Raw genomic sequence first — 16,019 nt, forward strand, 5'->3', positions numbered from 1 at the left:
CAGTCACCAGCGTGGCCACCACAGCCAAGCTGGTTGCGCTTGCGCGCAACGCGCCATGCCTGGCGCACCAAAAAAAACCCGGCAGGCGCCGGGTTTCTTGTCACTGGCTTGGCCCCAACGTGCTATTTGAAGCGTTCTGGGTTACGTGCGACGGCTAGTACCGCTTCAGGGTTCCCAGCCTCTGCTGCTTTGGCAATGAAACGCCGGGCCTTCGCCGGATCGGTACGGCCTGTGAGCACTGCGAGCAGCACCAACGCCTCACCGTGACCGGACGATGCCAGGGATTCGAGCGCTTTGCGCCGCTCTGGCACATCTGGAAAATGCCGGGCCATCCAAATGACCGCTTCCGGCCTGCCGGCGTCAGCCATCACGCTCATCCTTTGGCCGATCAGCTCAACCTTTTCTTCTCGTGATTTTTCTTGGAGCCAGTCGGAAAAGGGGCTGTTGGGGGGGAGGATGATGATCATTCCGAAGAAGATCGTTACCGCTACGATTACCGCAATCTGCTGCTTTCTGGGCCACTGAGAAAACGGCTTGCTTTTTTCACGACACAACTCGCACTGACCTTCCATCATCGCTGTCCCCTCTTCCTGACTAATTTCAGCCACGACGACGCTCCTCACGTTCCTTGAGCTTCTGTTCCATCTTGGCCTCACGATCAATCACGTCCTGTGTTCGCGCATCGCCGGTATTTGTGCTTATCCAAGTAATAACTGGCTTGTAGTTTTTGATCTGAAGGTCCACCTCGTAGGTCCGGTTTGATCGCCGCTTTCCACCTGCTGGGCCTTCGCTGACTGAGTTGCCTGTGATGAAGAAGCGGTGCTCATTGACGGTATCGCGCAGCACTTTCTGCGGCTCAAACGAGAGGGTCACCCTGTCCTGACGTATCTGAAATATCTGCTTGTCCAGCACTTCCATCGTGGACTGGTAAATATCAGGGTGGAGGATAGGCCCCAGGGCATCCTTGATAATGGTTGCGTTCTCAGGCGTCACGTTTCCCAGCAGCATGCCTACATACATGGCCCACGCGGTCGTGTACTCACTGCTGCTCTGGGTCTTGCTGACCCACGCCGTCTCAGTCAGCGTCGGAGGTACCACCGTGATGATCTGATCTTTCTTCATGGCAGAGCACGAGCTTGCAATCAGCGCGACAGTCATCGCAAAAAGGATCAGCCGCAGGAATTTGTTTTCTCCACGCATCCCGTCGAATGAGTTTTTCAGATTGGATAGAAGCATCAGATAAAATCTCGCTCGTATGAGTTAGGCATGCTGCGGTTGCGCTTGAAGCCAATGGCTCCCATGTACCAGTAGATTGCATGCAGTAGATAGCCATCGGGTCGGTTGTCACAGTAGCGACGATAGATGCGCGCCAGGACCAGCCCCAGGCCGAGGCAAATGGTGAGCTGTGCGAGCAGGATGCCGGCAACCAGGCCAACGCCGATGGGCAGAACCTCGTCTATACGCCAGAACAGCAGATAGGGCGGCTCGTCGATATGCGCGGGGATCTTGGTAGGTTCGTCACTCACTGTGCAGCTCCTGTTTTGCTGACCTGTTCCATGGCATCGAGGATGCCCTTATGGGATGAGTTGTCCCCCTGCAGAACAATCGAGTTGCCGGTGAGGTTGTCGATCACCATCGTCGAGGGGGTTTGCTTGATATCCAGTCGAATCGCGTGATCCATATCGGCGATGACACGCTCTACTACCTGCGAAGAATCCATGCATTGACTGAAGCGCTGCCGGTCGATGTCCATCTCAGCTGCATAACTGCTCAATGATGCGGCGACTCCCTGCCCATTTCCCCTCGTCGTGTCGAACACTCGCTGCGCAAACTTCCATGCCGTTTCTGAACCACCCTGCTCTCCGGCGCATTCAATCGCCAGCGCCTGCTGCCGGGATGCCTCAGACAAGGCCGGCACATGCATCAACGCAGCGTTGATATGCCCGCCAGATGAGTCGATGAGCGACTTGATAACGGGGAAATGCTGCTTGCAGTAGGGACATTCGGTATCCGTCATCTCGACCAGGGTGAAGCGGGCTTTGGTGTTGCCATAGATCCAGTTATCCGGGGCCGAACCGTCCTGCCCCTGGCTGGGAGCGCTCTTGCTCGTTTCACCGATGAACATGTTTTTCAGCTCGTCCATTTCTTCAAAGGTCAGAGGTTTTTGAGTCGCGACCTCAAGCTCTGAAATCTGATCTTGAAGTGCCCCCACAGTCTCAAAATGCTGGTAAGCGCCTACCGCTAGCGCAGTAGCAAGGCCGGTGGAGATGATGATCAAGGGTATAGATGCGGACATGGATCAGAACCTATCTGGGCGTTGTGCAAAGTGTGAATTGCTCAACGCCCAAATTGGCCTCTAATCTGACACGTTTGTTGTAGGTTTAGATTTGCTTGGGCAGGTTTCTGATCAGGACCGACAGCAGGATTGGCAGAATGATGATCAGCGCTGTGCAAACCACCATTGGAGGCAGTGGTAGCGGCGCCAACAGGCTGAGCGCAAGCATGATGCCGCCCCATCCCATCAGGCTTACCGCGTTGTTATTCCAGAACGGCGATGAGTAATCGAAGCCGTGCCTCTTCGCCTGCCAGCGCATGACCCCGGCGAAAATAGCCGGCACTGCCATTACGGCGAAGAACGGCATCCAGTACGTCATCAGCACCGCCCGATAGAGGATCTGATAGGTGATCTTCTGCAGTGCCACACCTCGTGAATCCAGGTATTCAAACCACCAGCCCACCTTTTCTTCAAAGGAGTCCACGGTAGAGGGGCCGCTGCGCATGAACATCCCGGATATGTGGTACTTGAGTCCCGAGTCGATGACCAGAGCGGTGTAGATGCTGGCCGTGGTTTCATCTATGCGCTTCAGATCGTCCTGAGGCAGCAGCGACACGCTCCACTGCCGTTCTTTCTGCATCACGGTATCGATCATGGGGTTGGGCGCAAAAACCGCAAGCATGAGCACCATGATGAACAGGAAGAAAAGGGACGCTACGAGCCCTTTCGGCCACTTCTCTTCAATAACCTCAGCCATTGATCAGTTGCTCCCGAATCGGATCAGGCACTACTGCAAGCTGACACAGGCTTGAGATCGTGTCGTTGGTCACCGATACCCCTTGCGACTGCAGCTTGGCGAAAAGCTGGTAGAAGAGGTGGTACAGGCGCTCGTAATCGCTGACGCCCAGCTGGCACATGATCTTGTACTCAAACAGCGCCTCGCTGAGCGCGTTTGCCACCGGCCGGCCGGTTACGCCGCTTTTGATGAGCGCCAGGATGAAACGTGTTCCGCAATTCCAGTCAATGTCGAAATTGCGCAGGATAACCATGGTCTTATCGTCCAGCTGCAGGCTGCGCTGAATCTCGATGATCCGGGTAATGGACATGATCAAGCCCTTACTTCGATTGGAAATTGAGAATTGGCAGACGACCTTTTCGCACGTCACCGCCCGCGAAAATGGCCAGGTATTCGAGGTCAGGCAGATTGCCTAGCAGTGCCGAAGGGAATAGCTCGCCCTCTTCCTCCATCAGTCGCTCACCCTGGTTGCCCCCGGTGATGACACCGCCCTCACCGGCGCTGTTGCCCTGGGTGCGCATGACGTACTTGTAGCGGGTCATGGGCAGTTTCTTGGCGATGAATTCTTGGGTGTCGGTGTCCAGCACCCGCAGGGAAATGATGTTGTTCGCGTTCGCCAGCACCTGCATGGCTTTCGATTCATCACCCATGCGCGCCTTGAAATCCGCAATCGTCTGGGTTGCGATGAACAGGTTGATGCCGGCGCCGCGACCCTTATTGAGCAGCTGGATCAGCTGGTCATTGATCACCTCGGCCGCTTCATCCACGAAGATGTTCACCGGCACCGGAAGCCTGTGGTTGTAGATCTCTCCCGCAGTAGATGCGAGGTCTGCCAAAGCCAGCGAACCAAGAGCAGAGCCCACCATGGGGTCCGACAATGAGTCGAGCCCCATGTAGAGCACCTGCTTACCGTTGATCACGGTATTCATGTCGCTGAAGTCTTGGTACGCATCCGTTCCATCGACAGTATGCGCAGGCGAAAGAAGATCGCTCATCCTGCCGGCCGTGAGCATGACCAGGATCGGCAGCAAACCGGCGATCATCTTGCTGAAGTGAGCGCGCTCGTGTTCGAGCATCGTCAGCAGCCCTTCAAGGTCGGAGTTCGGCGCATCGTGTATCAGGTCCGCGTAGTACAGCTTGCGCAGGGCCTTGGCTTTGTCCTCAGGATTTTTCACCTTGGCCGTTGCGCAGGCCTGTTCAACCGCTGCGTCAAACACTTTTTCCCCTCGCACCATCCTTCCGTAGGCTGTGAGCACTCGAATGGTCAGGCCTGGGATGTCGCCTTCTAGCGTCCGGCGCAAACTAAGCAGGCTCGGGAGTTCTCCGATAATTAGCATTGCTTGGATCACGTTGTTGAGCGCCATCATCGCGAATGCCTGGAACGGATCGCCAGACTCCGACGCCATAAGCACGGCGACTCGCGATGCAAGCTCTGTCGCCCTGCCATAGTTGCGCGTCAGCGAAAGACGGATCGACTCGTCCGGGAATGCTGGATGAAAGTAGCGAAAGCGATTCGGCTTGTTCATCAGCGCACAGGTGCGCCGGCATGTCTCGGCCAGCCCTTTGTCACCCTTCGGGTCGATGATGATGACGGCCTCACCACGCAAGATGCATTGGGTAATGGCTAAGTCAAACAGGCGGGTCTTCCCGGCGCCAGTCGTGCCGGTAACCAGGGTATGGATGTCTCGCATCCCCGCTGGGCGCAAGCATTCCTCTTCTTCAACCATGCCGAGGCCATGAATCCAACGGCTACCTTTTACGTTCGGGTCGCGCAGACCTTTCTTTCCAAGGACCGCAGACATGTCCCTCGATTGCAGTTCAAATGCGTGTTGGCCGTGTTGCTGCCGCCACTGAAAGGCCTGACCGTAGTAAAAACTGTCGGGGTGCTTCTCGACGATCTTTGCAATGTCCCCAATGCTGGTAAACGACAATGGAGAACCGAGAAGGGACTTTTTCGCTCGATAGACACGAACTGCCCTCGGCAGTGCAGATAGGGCGAACCCAGCCTGAACACCCATCGTGATCAGGTACGGCATCATCGGCATGCCAGTTAGTACCTGGACCCCTGTGCTGGCTAGCATTGAAGCTCCCCAGGCTCCGACTTCCCTGGCTTCGTAATTTGTGCGCCAGAGGTTTGTATAATTCCAGTCACCCATCAGCGGTTCACCTTGCTATCCAGCTGGAAGTAATATTTTTTCTCGCGGCCCACTTTTACGGCTTCGAGACAATAGAAAAGCGCGGCTTCAGAAGTCTCAAGATCCACTCCTGCCGCCTCTGCAACCTTTTCTCGGGTCCAAAACGATACGGAGTAAATATCCGCACCTTTGCCAGGCTCCGGCGCAGCGGCTTCTTTGAAGGACTGTGCAACCCGAAAGGCTTTACTGCGGTACTCGGCCGGTAGCGTTTCGATACAGCAGGGGTGCCACTTGGCGTCGCTTAGTCGGCAGTAGAGCAGGGAGATTTCTATGCTTGCGAGGAAGCCTTCAACTCCTCTTAGAGTTCGTGTTATCTGCTCCTCAGCGCTCGTGAAGTCGCGCCACAACCACTCTGCACGGTCGATGGCCGGCAGATCGCCCAGCGTGATTTCCCCAACCAGGGGAATGAATATCCGATTGCGAACTTCTTTGATCGCCGTGTCGCCGGCGAACACGCGCAGAAGGCGGCTGCCAAGTTCTGGGTTGCGTTGCAATAAAGCCCGATCCTGATCTGTCAGCAGGCTCTTAAATTTTGGCGGAATATCGAGTGCATCGGTGCTTTGCTCTGGGGTTGCGGTTTCAACCGAAGCCTTGGGCTTGCCTACGTTGCCCCTATCTACTCTGGTGGGCTTCTTGGTGATCATGTCGTTGAAGGTGAGTTTTACCTTTTGAACCGGCTCTTCCGGTTCCACCGAGTGAAGGTCTTGCTCATCCGTGGGCTCGTCATCATTGACTGAACATAGAAGCGGCGCCGGATCGGGTGTTGTGCCGTTGATTTCGTGCAACATGGCGGCAAGAGTGTTGTCATCGAGCGCATTGTCCTGCTGCTGCTCGGGCGCTTGATCAGCAACATCGTCTACCGGCTGCTGTGCGCCCTGCTTGAGGAGGCGCGCTCGCTCTTCCAGGTTGGGCGGCAGAGATACGCCGGTACGCTCCGGGACTGGCTTTTTGGGGCGATTTTTTCCCTTGGGGCTCTCAGTCGCTGCGGCGGCCGGCAGTGGTGTCGCACCAAAAAGGTCTTCCTGCGTTCCTTTCTTCTCCTGTTCCTTTCGCGCGATTGCGTCTTCCTTGGTCAGGTATTCCTTGGCGTTATCATCCCGGCCGATGGTCACAGAAACCGGGGCGATGTTTCCGTCCAGGAACGGGAACACGTTGTCGGGGTTCTTGAATTTGACGCAGCGGATGGACGGCGCCTTTCCGTTCTTGAGCAGTGGGTGTGGCGCCACGAACCAGATGGGCGAACCGTCTGCATTTTTCTCAAACAGCTCGTACTCGGACATAGCAGCCAGTAGGGTGTTTTCCGCTCGCGGGAAGCCTCCTACCTTGTCCTTGACTACCTGATGGATGATGTCCTCGGAGCCGGTGCTCCAAGCGAGGAATAGTCCTTTGGTGCTCAGCCAGAGCCGCGAGCCGGGTTCGTTGAGCGTCCAGCTTCCTTCTTCGACCAACTGTCGCATCGCATCTACGCACAGACGCTGCACCGGCACGCCGGTGTTGGTATTGGCGCCGGCCACTGCACCGCGCTCGCGGTCTGCTTTTACTGAGCGCGAGTCCGCAACCCTCACCGCTTCGGTCAAGGGTCCAGGCTGGCCTGCCACAGCGTCCAATAGTGCCTGCCAAATATCTGCCCCGCCTTCGAGCAGCCACTTTCGCAGCTCAACGCTGGTGTAGATTCCGATTAGAGTGTTGGTGTGCGTGATGTGCTTGTTCTGACGCCCGCGCTCCCAGTTGATGAAGTAGCGAGTCAGGTTATTCGCCACCGCCCACTCATGAATGGTTTCGGTGCCCATTACCCATTTCTTCGTGCCGTCGAACGACATGACGATAACGTCCGTCAGAGGCTTACCCGCGTCATGGAACAGTGCCGCCACGATGCCAGCCACATACCAGCGGCGAAGACGTTTGCTTGCTTCACCTGGCGTCAATTCGTGGTCGAACTTGGTCAGAACCATCCAGTCCAGCATAAAAGCCGCGCACTCCAGGCCGTGGCGCAGCAGCCCGCCTGGTGTGTTGTGGTGGTGATTCTCCGAGGCAGGGAGCAGGTGAACCAACTCGGCATACGCCACGAACATGGGCTTCAGGTACGCCTCGTAGTCATCAGGCGCCAATCCAGCCTGAGCTTCAATCTTGTTTACAAGGCGCGACTGGAACTCATACATGCAGAACTCTCCCGAGATCAGGCCGTAATAGCCTTCCTGGTAGGGAGGGTTTCTGAGGATCGACGGATCGCTCAGCACGCGTCGGATATCGTCCGGGATGTTCTTATATGCGGGGTGCTCGAAACGCGGGTCGGGCGGCGGGTTGATGAGCCGACTGGGACGGCGTTTGCCCGCAAAGAGCTGCTTGAATAACTTGAACATGAACAGGAATGCTCCGACTTTTCACCCGAGCATCATGTCTGTTTGCGAATGCGATTTGCGGCCTAAACCTACAAGATTCTGGTCATAAAAAAACCCGGCACGAGGCCGGGCTGGGTTAGAAGGTGAACACGCCTGCGGAAAGCAGTGCTTGCGTGTCTACGGGGCCTTTCGCCATGCGCGGTTGCGGCATGACTTCTGGCTTATAGGTGGTTTCGTCGAACTCGGCATCAACCGAGATTCGCGTTGCAGTGCGCGAGTCAGCACGGTGGTACTCGACAACATCCGCTGGGATTGCGGCACAGACACTCTCTGCGACGGCCTTCCAGTTGACCCTGCCTTGAACCTCATACTGAATAACACGAACGCCATACGCATCTGCGCGCTTGAAATCGCCCATCAACGCGAGAATCTGGTCATCAATGACCGTTATCTCGTTTTGAAGCTCTTCCAGCGCCTTTTTTGCAGCCAAAGCTGCGTTCTCTTTGTCTCGCCTGACCGCTGCGAGGGTTGACCAACGGTCGTGGTCGATCTTTGCGTGAGGCATCAGGTCGCGTTTCGGGTCCGCCTCGGGAGGCGTAAGCGACTCGACCATATCCCAGAAGCGCCTTTCCGCAGCAATGATCTGCTGCGCAACAGCTTCATTGAGATCAACCACCAGGCAGATAGGCTCATGCTTGGGCGACCAGCACCACAGGTAGCCCCGTGAAGCCCCGCTAACGATCATTTGGTGCAACAGCTGCCAGCGGTAGAGCCTGTACGCCTTGCTCTTCTCTCGAAGCGCCAGAACCTCCAGATGATTGTCATCGGAGAGGTTCTTGATCTCCACCGGCTCATTACCTGCCAGAAGCCCGTCGAACGAAGCCCGCATGAACGGGTAATCGCTAGACTCTGCGCAGATCGGGAGCCCCAGCTGACCGTACCGCTCTTCAAACGCCTGAAGCGCAACCGGCTCAAACTTGACGCCCCGCCTTACCTGAGGAATGCAGGCAAGATCGGGGGGTGTATCAAGTCCAACCAGCTCACGCCACAACTGAAGCTTCGTCTTGTCAGGATTCTGATCCATGATGACCGCGCAACTGGTTGCGCTGACACCACCCTTTCTCCACGCGTGCCACTCGGCAGAGCGCTGTTGGACGTCGATTACTTTCATCCTGATTACTCCTGATGAAAGCCAAGCCGTACTCTTTCCTCAGCGCTGATCCTGATTCCGCCTTCACGGATCTGGGAACAAAGCTTGAGGTCGTTGTAGAGCTTTATTTTTGTCAGCCCCGTCACCGTGAAAAAGCCCTTTGAGAAGCTGCTTTCAAGATCGAGGAGATCGACATAGCCAAACCCATCCAAGAGGGTCTTGCGAAGCAAGTCACCCTTGGTGAGCACGTCTGCGATGCGTTGATCCAGAGGCCCTGAGGTATTGAACTCGTACTCAGCACCCATTTCTTCGCCAAGCAGCCCAAGAGCATCACAAAACGCTTGATACCGAGCCTGGACCAGCATCTCGGTACGATTTTTGAAGGCTTCATACTTCTTCGTGAAGTCAGACCCCTGCTCATCGAGTGATGCTTTCTGCGCTGCAGCAATAGCCGGCAACGCATAGGCGTGTGGTGTGTTACTGAGGTCCAGATACAGGCTGAGATCCACATGCGGCACTTTATTGCGGATCTCAATCCCTTGCTCTGAGCCGTAGTGGGCTTCCAGTTCGCTATTGGCGGCATGGTAGGCCTTGCAGCCAGCTTCGAAGGTTTTCATCTCATTCTCCTTTCTAGGTACTTCACCACCTGGGTTGAAAATCCCAAGGGCAAATCCCGGAAAGGCAAACCCCCAAAGGGGGGTTGCCCCCCTGGGGGTTTGGTTCGTCAGCCAGTACGTCAGCCGGCGATGCCCTGGCGCAGTAAGCGCAGAGCGTTGGTTTTGCTAGCACCGAACATTTCGACTCTCGTCTCCATGTGCGGAGCTGCTTGCACCACCTCAAAGAGGCGGCAGGTTTGCTCATTCACAGGCCGGTTTTCATCGCCGTACCAGCTCAGGAGCTGGTTGAACAGCCGTTGACCGCAAATTTGCGGGGTGGGGCCAAACACGGCGATATTTCGGCCAGAAGGAACCAGCTTGAGGATCGCCATGTAGCTCATGCGGCGCTCCTGTATCGCTGGTCAATTTCGGCATAACGGTCGTTCGCTTCCTGCCAGCTCATCCGGCCTGCATTGCAGGCCTGAATCACTGCGCAAACTTCCATCCCGCGCTGCCATTCAGTTGTGCAAGACAATCGCTCCAGCGCTCCCATGTCAGGGATCATGAAGCCATCATCGAGCATGTCGCCAATGCACAGCTCGGCGGTGTCCTGGGTGCAATGACCCGTGAAACCATCCTTGCCGAACATCGTCCAGCGGTACCGTCCGGGCTCGGAAGAATCTTCGGAAAGAATCCCCCACGAGTCAGTCCGGCAGTGCTTGAGCGTCAACCCAAGCCCGTGCACCGCGTACAGTCCCAGTAGGGATTCCAGGGAAAGAATCTTCCTCTGGATCTCTCCGGCCATTTCAGTGACCAGGCTGCGCTGAGCCAGATCACCAGCTTCAAGCTCCTGCCAGATGGCAAGAGACTCTTTAAGCGATTCAACCGTTGAAGGACGCATGGCGACCTCCATTTGCAGCACCCATTGCAAACCCAGGAAAGCCCCCATTGAGAGTCTTCTGGGCCTTTTCAACTGCTTCATTGAAGCTGTTGGCTTGGCACTGAAAGCGGGTGTAACGCTTGGTACGCATATCGCACATAGCGAGTATGTAAGTACGCATTTTAATTTCTCCTTTTCATCCCTGAAACGGAGCAATCCCCTGTAGGGAAAGTCCCTACAGGGTTAGATTTATCTGATCAACTTATACGCAGTCAGATGGGTTATTTAAACTCAGGAATAGACACGCTGATAATTGCCAGCCTGTATCATTGCCTGATGCTGATTACTTAGATGATCCAGAACGCCATTTGTCATTGGATCGCTACCAAAGAATCCCCAGCAGCTATCAACAACTTCGTCATCCTCGATCACTTGATACCCCCAAACATTCCCCGTCAGGTATTGATCGTATGATTCGACCTCTCCGTCCAGATATGTTTCCAGCTTCTCAATGCGCGGCTTCGTGAGATGTTTCCAACCAAGCTCGGAGCGGGCTTTATCTTTAGACACAAAGATAAAGCCAACCTTGCCACTGTCCCATCGACAGCTAAAAGGGGAGGTTTTCATTGTGATGCCAGAGTGATCATAAAGATAAAGTGGAAGCATAATTGCTTGCCCCGTCATCTCCAGCGCACGCTCAACATCTGGGATGTGATTGGCATTGAAATCGATCTGCCCCAGCTGCTTATCAGACAGGTGCTTGTAGATCACTTCCAATGCTTTCGCAGCCCCATTCTCATCACCCAAACGATAGCGCCGATGAGCGCATACCATCGATCCTAGGTTGTCCCATTCACGCGGACTTTCTGCGTCATGGTCATGGACGAGTTTGATGATGCAGCTTGAGTTAGCAGTTGCCATTTCGTTTTCCTTTTCAGTACGACGAAGGCAACTAACCCCTGAGGGGCAGGTGCCCCGTCAGGGTTTATTGTGAGTTCGCTGTTCTTAGTTAAAGAACAGCATGATCAGGTTGATAATAATCTCAGCCATCTCAGTTTCCTCATTTATTGCCAGCAGCAGCCCTGTGCAAAGGGATGCCCTGCACAGGGTTGGTTGGAGACTCCGGGTTATCCCAAATCGCAAGACACTCGGAGCAGATTTTGTTTCTGTAGCCAGTCTTTTCCAGAAGCTGGACATTGGGGTGAAAAACCTCTTCTCCCTTTCTGAACACTTCTGATCGTGTCTGGCTGCAGAAGGTATTGCCTTCTAACAGGGATCTAATCGACAGATGAACCATCGTCACTCACCCTGAGCAGCTTGGTATTCCGCTGCAGACAGGAGTCGCAGAGCGTAATCACGAGCCTCAGCAGGCCACGCACTTACATAATCACGCGCAGCTTTCCAGCCTTGCGATTCACGCGCCCGATTGACCACCGCTTGAGTCTTTTTCAGGACTTTGGGAGGTAGATCTACAGGTGCCTGGCTCTCATCATTTGAAGCCTGAAGCACTTCGCCTTCCAGCGGTTCTGCGACCTGAGCTTGAGCATCTTCAGGCTCAACTTGCGTTGTCTCAGATGCCGGCACCTGCTCTTCAACCTCATTCGAGGTCGGGAGTGGCTGGGCTTCATCGACTACTTCAGCTGCACCCATATAACGCTCTACAACAGAGATCGGGACATCATGAGATGCAAACCCCTCCCCTGCCGTTGTGTTGAGATACTGAATAACCGTGTCGAGTTTTTCGCCGACTTGGGGCCAGTATTTCTTAGCGATTTTGATGCCGGTTTTTTTGAACATGGAAGTTTCGAAGTCAACCCAAGGGCCTTTCTTCTTGCGCTTCCACAAATCACTTGCATCACGCGCTTTGTAGATCTCCTTGGCTGTTACAGCTTCCACATGGACCCGGCCATCAGGCAGGGTTACTTCCACATAGACACCACGGAATTCGCCGCGCTCTTCAGTGTCGAACGGATCGAATTCATGCACAGGGCTATGACGCTTACCCTTGTACTTAAACTGATCATTCGAGTAGACCAACTCAACAATACAGTCACGTATTGCGCCGTCATTTACAGCGGTTTTGATCATGCCTTTGTATGACACATCCAGAACCACTTGCCCGTCCCGTGGCACCAGGTAGCACAAACCCCTTGCAGGGTTCAGCGTTAGGCCACAGGCGGCCACTTGGCCAAATGCATTGCGAAGAGACAGCGGATTGTTGATAGCGACAGTGCACAGGTAGTCATTGTTCATCATGGCTTGAGCTGCATAAAGCATCTCTTGCTTGAACACGACATCTGTTTTTGCTGCCTTCACCAACTCAAGAAACTTATCCTCTTGCTTTGCAATTACGGCTACAGCGTTTTGATAGTTAGCACTAGACATTATGAAACCCCCTGAACAAAAACGCGCCCGAAGGCGCGTATTTATTTGCAACTGATTGACCCGTTAGATGATGTTCAGAAGAACTCGGCTAATGGGCGCAAGGGGATGTCATCGTCAAACGAATCGTAATGCGGATCAGAAGTCGGCGCTTGAGTCGGTTGACGGTTGGGTTGCTGCGGAGAACGCTGTGCTTGATTCCTCCCGCTAGAGCGAGGAGCACCATCACCACCGTTATCTGCCTGCTTACCGCCAAGGAGCTGCATGGTGCCTTGCATATCAACCACAATCTCAGTGGTATAACGCTTGACTCCATCCTTCTCCCATTCGCGGGTTTGTAGTCTGCCTTCGATATAGCACTGCGAGCCCTTACGAAGGTACTCACCGGCAATCTCAGCAACCTTCCCAAATAGCACAACACGGTGCCACTCGGTTCTTTCTTGAAGCTGACCAGACTGTTTGTCCTTCCAGCTATCGGTAGTTGCCAATGTGATATTGGTAACCGCATTCCCGTTGGGCATGTAGCGAGTTTCAGGATCACCGCCAACATTGCCGATAAGGATTACTTTGTTTACGCCACGAGCCATGATTATTCTCCATTCAGAGTAAAACACAGGGCGACGTAAACCCCTGACGGGGAATATCGCTGCCCCGAAAGGTTTTCATTTCAATTAGTTAGGTTGTATTTGACAGACGGCCAACTTGCCGACCATGCACCGAAGTGCATGACTAAATCGATCTGCACATGCAGAACGACTTAATTTGGAGAATCTTGACAGGCTCGTGGCCCAAGGCGCGAGAGTGAAGCTGCGCTTTCTGAGGTTATTGCCATTAAGGCTTGGCGAAAGCATGCCCCCAATCGCGCTAATGCGCAAGAGGGTATGCCACGATCTTAGAATTTTTTTATCTTACAAGAATCGTGTAGGTTTAGCCGCCTCATCGCGATCTGGTTCCCACAAAATACCTCATCCCCCGGATCGAGGTTCAACCGATGCATTTCTCTCGACTGCGCATACCGCTGGCAATCACCGCAGCCCTCGGCATGCTCTCAGGCTGCTCTAGCAAAGAGCCCGCACCCGAGCCTTATACAGGCACCCCATTTGAGGTCCAGCAGTACGAGCCGGATCTACGCGGTCACCACACCAGCTGGGGGCACTCCGGCCGTGGAGGGGCAGCACTGAGAAAGCCGTCCTATCAACCCGTACTCGGCAGCCCGGATGAGCTGGATACACGCGCTGGCAAGTTGCACCCAGAGCTGCAGAACATCGCGCAAGAGGTTACAGCCAGCATCGCTGTACCACCGGCGCTACGGTCTGGAACCTGCCTGGATCAACCGGAGGAGAATCAAACGCCTGATCACGTCCGCGTTATGACGCCCAGTGGTCCCGCAGACGTAACTCAGATCGTGACACTGGCGAACAGCACCGGATCGGTCAGTGACTATATCCGCGTTCGCAACAAGCTCTGCAGCGGCGCAGAACGCCTCACCTACGAAGAGTGGGAAGTTCTAGTGCATGGCACACCCAAGGACGTACCACTTCGTCTACAACCGACCTTCAACAGCCTCTCAAAGTGAACCCCATGCCCAGCTCAAAAAACCGACTCCCTTTGACCGTAGGTCTTTCCGCGCTTTTCGCAGTGGCCGCCCTCGGCGCCAGCGTCATGTACACCGAGCATGCGATCAACCAAGCGATAGCTGAGCAGTTGCCGGCTGGCGTCGCCGCTGCACTTGACGCGAAAGAACAGGCCGAGGTCGCGGCTGCCAAGCTACAGATCCTTTCGCAATGGTCTGCCGCCTCAGACATCGAGGTCAAAGGCCGCAACATCTACGGTAAGGCAGACGCCGAGTTCACCCTTGTGGAGTTCAGCGATCTGGAGTGCCCCTTCTGTAAACGCTTCCATGACACACCTAAGTCACTCGTTGAGCAGGCCGGTGGCAAGATCAACTGGGAGTGGCAGCATTACCCGCTGCAGTTCCACAACCCCACGGCCGCAAAGGCTGCACACGCGGCAGAGTGTGTCAGCGAAATTGCGGGCAACCAGGCTTTCTGGGCATTCACCGGGCAATGGTTCGAGCGCAGCGCTATGAACGGCCAAGGCATTGATGATTTCGGTCGGTTGGCACGAGAAGTCGGCGCAGACTCGAAGGCATTTGATGCATGCATGGCCAGCGGCAAGTTCAAGCAGAAGATCCAGGATCAGATGGATCGCGGTACCGCTATGGGCGTGACGGGCACGCCTGCAACAGTCGTCGTGGACAACACCAATGGCCAGAAGATCCTGGTCAAAGGCGCCCAGCCTGCGAAAGCATTGCTCCAAGCCATAGGCCAGCTGGTAGAGCAGCGAAATCAGCCAGCATCGCTGGCCCAGCCAGGAAAAGACTGAATAGTCCAGCGCCGACGACAACAGAGCCCCGCATCAAAGCGGGGTTTTTTGTGGGCCGCTACCAGCTGCGGAGTTGACGCGCCAAAGCCAAGAATTTGGCAACACGGCCGTCACTGGTAGCCTTGAATAACTTAATCAGGAAGGACAGCGGACATGATTCACTGCAGCAAAATCAAACTGACACTCGCGATGACTGCGGCCCTCACCGCCTTGGTAGGGTGCTCATCACCAGGCAATACCGTTACCTTCGATCAGTTGCCGGACCCGGCTGCTACACCCAAAGCGAAGTGGTCCGACGCAATGGTCTACATGAATGCCATGCAGATTTCTGGCATGCGTGACGTGCCACGCGAAATGATGGGCGATGCATCCTCACAACCGGCCGAAGGTGGAAACAGCACGGGAGTGCTCGATGCTGCTACCTATGGCGTAGGTGCCGTGGCGCCGCCATCGGGAATGAGCGGAGGCGCTGTAGCCGGGGTCGGCCTGGGACTTTTGCTTCTTGGGGGCGGACCTACACAGCCAGCTCAATTGCCGCAGGTCGTTGCATGGGTCCCATCAGATCTGGCCTCCTCCCCGGAAGCAGCTGTGCAGGTTGCCTTAAATGAGTTCAATAAATCGAGGGCCGCCGTTTTCCAAAAGCAGCTTCCTCAGGAACTTATCGCTACAGCATATCCCGAGTCGGATAGCCGATCATTTGGTGGCAAAATGCCAAAGGCTTCGAATTTAGTGCTGTTCTCAGAAGAGGCGAAAGATAGTCCAGCATTCATTTCCGCACCGAAATCCTATGGTCCTATCCATATCGTCGGTCACAAGGTTACTGAGGAATCCATTATCAATTCATCAGGGTTTCGGAATATCCACGAAAGTCGGGCTAACACAGTCGCGCTGTCCGCAGCTCTGCCTGATTGGTTTTTGATTTATGTCACATCGGCCACACGGTCAAAGTCCGATAAATTGCCGCCTGCAGTGCTGAGAAGCGGAACGCCAAACTACTTCATTGGTAAATAAACGAAAGGCC

At 54.9% G+C, this 16,019-nt stretch carries 18 protein-coding genes; 3 read left to right on the forward strand and 15 right to left on the reverse strand.

What is annotated here, in order from left to right:
* Nucleotides 1-122: 122 nt before the first annotated feature.
* From ACSSNI_RS21685 to ACSSNI_RS21755, 15 genes are all read right to left on the reverse strand, one after another.
* Entirely contained in the window at nucleotides 123-608 is a 486-nt protein-coding gene (locus ACSSNI_RS21685; RefSeq protein WP_019406469.1) for an SEL1-like repeat protein, read from the reverse strand.
* On the reverse strand, nucleotides 601-1,236 hold the full coding sequence (locus ACSSNI_RS21690; protein ID WP_019406470.1) for a TraE/TraK family type IV conjugative transfer system protein: 636 nt from the start codon (nucleotides 1,234-1,236) through the stop codon (nucleotides 601-603). The genes ACSSNI_RS21685 and ACSSNI_RS21690 overlap by 8 nt, the downstream gene beginning before the upstream one ends.
* On the reverse strand, nucleotides 1,236-1,526 hold the full coding sequence (gene traL / locus ACSSNI_RS21695; protein WP_019406471.1) for a type IV conjugative transfer system protein TraL: 291 nt from the start codon (nucleotides 1,524-1,526) through the stop codon (nucleotides 1,236-1,238). The genes ACSSNI_RS21690 and traL overlap by 1 nt, the downstream gene beginning before the upstream one ends.
* Nucleotides 1,523-2,296 (reverse strand): DsbA family protein, encoded by a 774-nt coding sequence (locus tag ACSSNI_RS21700; RefSeq protein ID WP_019406472.1) that lies wholly within the window; start codon nucleotides 2,294-2,296, stop codon nucleotides 1,523-1,525. The genes traL and ACSSNI_RS21700 overlap by 4 nt, the downstream gene beginning before the upstream one ends.
* A gap of 85 nt (nucleotides 2,297-2,381) precedes the next feature.
* On the reverse strand, nucleotides 2,382-3,032 hold the full coding sequence (locus ACSSNI_RS21705) for an IncC plasmid conjugative DNA transfer DtrJ family protein (RefSeq protein WP_063542325.1): 651 nt from the start codon (nucleotides 3,030-3,032) through the stop codon (nucleotides 2,382-2,384).
* Nucleotides 3,025-3,381, reverse strand: a complete 357-nt coding sequence (locus ACSSNI_RS21710) for a hypothetical protein (protein ID WP_125878293.1) — start codon at nucleotides 3,379-3,381, stop codon at nucleotides 3,025-3,027. Before ACSSNI_RS21710 ends, ACSSNI_RS21705 begins: the two co-directional genes overlap by 8 nt.
* 10 nt (nucleotides 3,382-3,391) lie before the next feature.
* Entirely contained in the window at nucleotides 3,392-5,227 is a 1,836-nt protein-coding gene (gene traD / locus ACSSNI_RS21715; protein ID WP_026012500.1) for a conjugative transfer system coupling protein TraD, read from the reverse strand.
* The gene (gene mobH, locus ACSSNI_RS21720; RefSeq protein ID WP_019406476.1) at nucleotides 5,227-7,626 is read right to left on the reverse strand and encodes a MobH family relaxase; all 2,400 of its coding nucleotides are present in this window, start codon (nucleotides 7,624-7,626) and stop codon (nucleotides 5,227-5,229) included. The genes traD and mobH overlap by 1 nt, the downstream gene beginning before the upstream one ends.
* A 115-nt stretch (nucleotides 7,627-7,741) precedes the next feature.
* Nucleotides 7,742-8,776, reverse strand: coding sequence for a lambda-exonuclease family protein (locus ACSSNI_RS21725; RefSeq protein ID WP_019406477.1), 1,035 nt, complete (start codon nucleotides 8,774-8,776; stop codon nucleotides 7,742-7,744).
* A gap of 5 nt (nucleotides 8,777-8,781) precedes the next feature.
* A complete protein-coding gene (locus tag ACSSNI_RS21730; RefSeq protein WP_019406478.1) occupies nucleotides 8,782-9,372 on the reverse strand; it encodes a hypothetical protein in 591 nt (196 codons plus the stop codon).
* Between the two features lie 119 nt (nucleotides 9,373-9,491).
* A complete protein-coding gene (locus tag ACSSNI_RS21735) occupies nucleotides 9,492-9,752 on the reverse strand; it encodes a hypothetical protein (protein ID WP_019406479.1) in 261 nt (86 codons plus the stop codon).
* Nucleotides 9,749-10,333: a hypothetical protein gene (locus ACSSNI_RS21740; protein ID WP_181121887.1), complete on the reverse strand. Its 585-nt coding sequence runs from the start codon at nucleotides 10,331-10,333 to the stop codon at nucleotides 9,749-9,751. The genes ACSSNI_RS21735 and ACSSNI_RS21740 overlap by 4 nt, the downstream gene beginning before the upstream one ends.
* 189 nt (nucleotides 10,334-10,522) lie before the next feature.
* Nucleotides 10,523-11,152 carry a hypothetical protein gene (locus ACSSNI_RS21745; RefSeq protein ID WP_019406481.1) on the reverse strand — a complete coding sequence of 210 codons (630 nt, stop codon included), beginning with the start codon at nucleotides 11,150-11,152 and terminating at the stop codon, nucleotides 10,523-10,525.
* A gap of 378 nt (nucleotides 11,153-11,530) precedes the next feature.
* Nucleotides 11,531-12,616 carry a RecT family recombinase gene (locus ACSSNI_RS21750; protein ID WP_019406482.1) on the reverse strand — a complete coding sequence of 362 codons (1,086 nt, stop codon included), beginning with the start codon at nucleotides 12,614-12,616 and terminating at the stop codon, nucleotides 11,531-11,533.
* 74 nt (nucleotides 12,617-12,690) lie between these two features.
* A complete protein-coding gene (locus ACSSNI_RS21755; protein ID WP_448260262.1) occupies nucleotides 12,691-13,200 on the reverse strand; it encodes a single-stranded DNA-binding protein in 510 nt (169 codons plus the stop codon).
* 404 nt (nucleotides 13,201-13,604) lie between these two features.
* Between ACSSNI_RS21755 and ACSSNI_RS21760 the strand changes: the two genes are divergently transcribed.
* From ACSSNI_RS21760 to ACSSNI_RS21770, 3 genes are all read left to right on the forward strand, one after another.
* Entirely contained in the window at nucleotides 13,605-14,189 is a 585-nt protein-coding gene (locus ACSSNI_RS21760; protein ID WP_073865946.1) for a hypothetical protein, read from the forward strand.
* A 5-nt stretch (nucleotides 14,190-14,194) separates the two neighbouring features.
* Nucleotides 14,195-14,998, forward strand: a complete 804-nt coding sequence (locus ACSSNI_RS21765) for a DsbA family protein (RefSeq protein WP_448260265.1) — start codon at nucleotides 14,195-14,197, stop codon at nucleotides 14,996-14,998.
* Between the two features lie 153 nt (nucleotides 14,999-15,151).
* A complete protein-coding gene (locus tag ACSSNI_RS21770; protein WP_448260267.1) occupies nucleotides 15,152-16,009 on the forward strand; it encodes a hypothetical protein in 858 nt (285 codons plus the stop codon).
* Nucleotides 16,010-16,019 lie beyond the last annotated feature (10 nt).

The sequence above is a fragment of the Stutzerimonas tianxiuensis genome (assembly GCF_053470365.1).

Coding starts and splice junctions, on each gene's coding strand:
- ACSSNI_RS21710 (WP_125878293.1), bottom strand. CDS start 3,381: ATGTCCATTACCCGGATCATCGAGATTCAGCGCAGCCTGCAGCTGGAC.
- ACSSNI_RS21760 (WP_073865946.1), top strand. CDS start 13,605: ATGCATTTCTCTCGACTGCGCATACCGCTGGCAATCACCGCAGCCCTC.
- ACSSNI_RS21735 (WP_019406479.1), bottom strand. CDS start 9,752: ATGAGCTACATGGCGATCCTCAAGCTGGTTCCTTCTGGCCGAAATATC.
- ACSSNI_RS21755 (WP_448260262.1), bottom strand. CDS start 13,200: ATGGCTCGTGGCGTAAACAAAGTAATCCTTATCGGCAATGTTGGCGGT.
- ACSSNI_RS21765 (WP_448260265.1), top strand. CDS start 14,195: ATGCCCAGCTCAAAAAACCGACTCCCTTTGACCGTAGGTCTTTCCGCG.
- ACSSNI_RS21705 (WP_063542325.1), bottom strand. CDS start 3,032: ATGGCTGAGGTTATTGAAGAGAAGTGGCCGAAAGGGCTCGTAGCGTCC.
- ACSSNI_RS21745 (WP_019406481.1), bottom strand. CDS start 11,152: ATGGCAACTGCTAACTCAAGCTGCATCATCAAACTCGTCCATGACCAT.
- ACSSNI_RS21740 (WP_181121887.1), bottom strand. CDS start 10,333: ATGAAGCAGTTGAAAAGGCCCAGAAGACTCTCAATGGGGGCTTTCCTG.
- ACSSNI_RS21690 (WP_019406470.1), bottom strand. CDS start 1,236: ATGCTTCTATCCAATCTGAAAAACTCATTCGACGGGATGCGTGGAGAA.
- ACSSNI_RS21750 (WP_019406482.1), bottom strand. CDS start 12,616: ATGTCTAGTGCTAACTATCAAAACGCTGTAGCCGTAATTGCAAAGCAA.
- ACSSNI_RS21730 (WP_019406478.1), bottom strand. CDS start 9,372: ATGAAAACCTTCGAAGCTGGCTGCAAGGCCTACCATGCCGCCAATAGC.
- ACSSNI_RS21725 (WP_019406477.1), bottom strand. CDS start 8,776: ATGAAAGTAATCGACGTCCAACAGCGCTCTGCCGAGTGGCACGCGTGG.
- mobH (WP_019406476.1), bottom strand. CDS start 7,626: ATGTTCAAGTTATTCAAGCAGCTCTTTGCGGGCAAACGCCGTCCCAGT.
- traD (WP_026012500.1), bottom strand. CDS start 5,227: ATGGGTGACTGGAATTATACAAACCTCTGGCGCACAAATTACGAAGCC.
- ACSSNI_RS21770 (WP_448260267.1), top strand. CDS start 15,152: ATGATTCACTGCAGCAAAATCAAACTGACACTCGCGATGACTGCGGCC.
- ACSSNI_RS21700 (WP_019406472.1), bottom strand. CDS start 2,296: ATGTCCGCATCTATACCCTTGATCATCATCTCCACCGGCCTTGCTACT.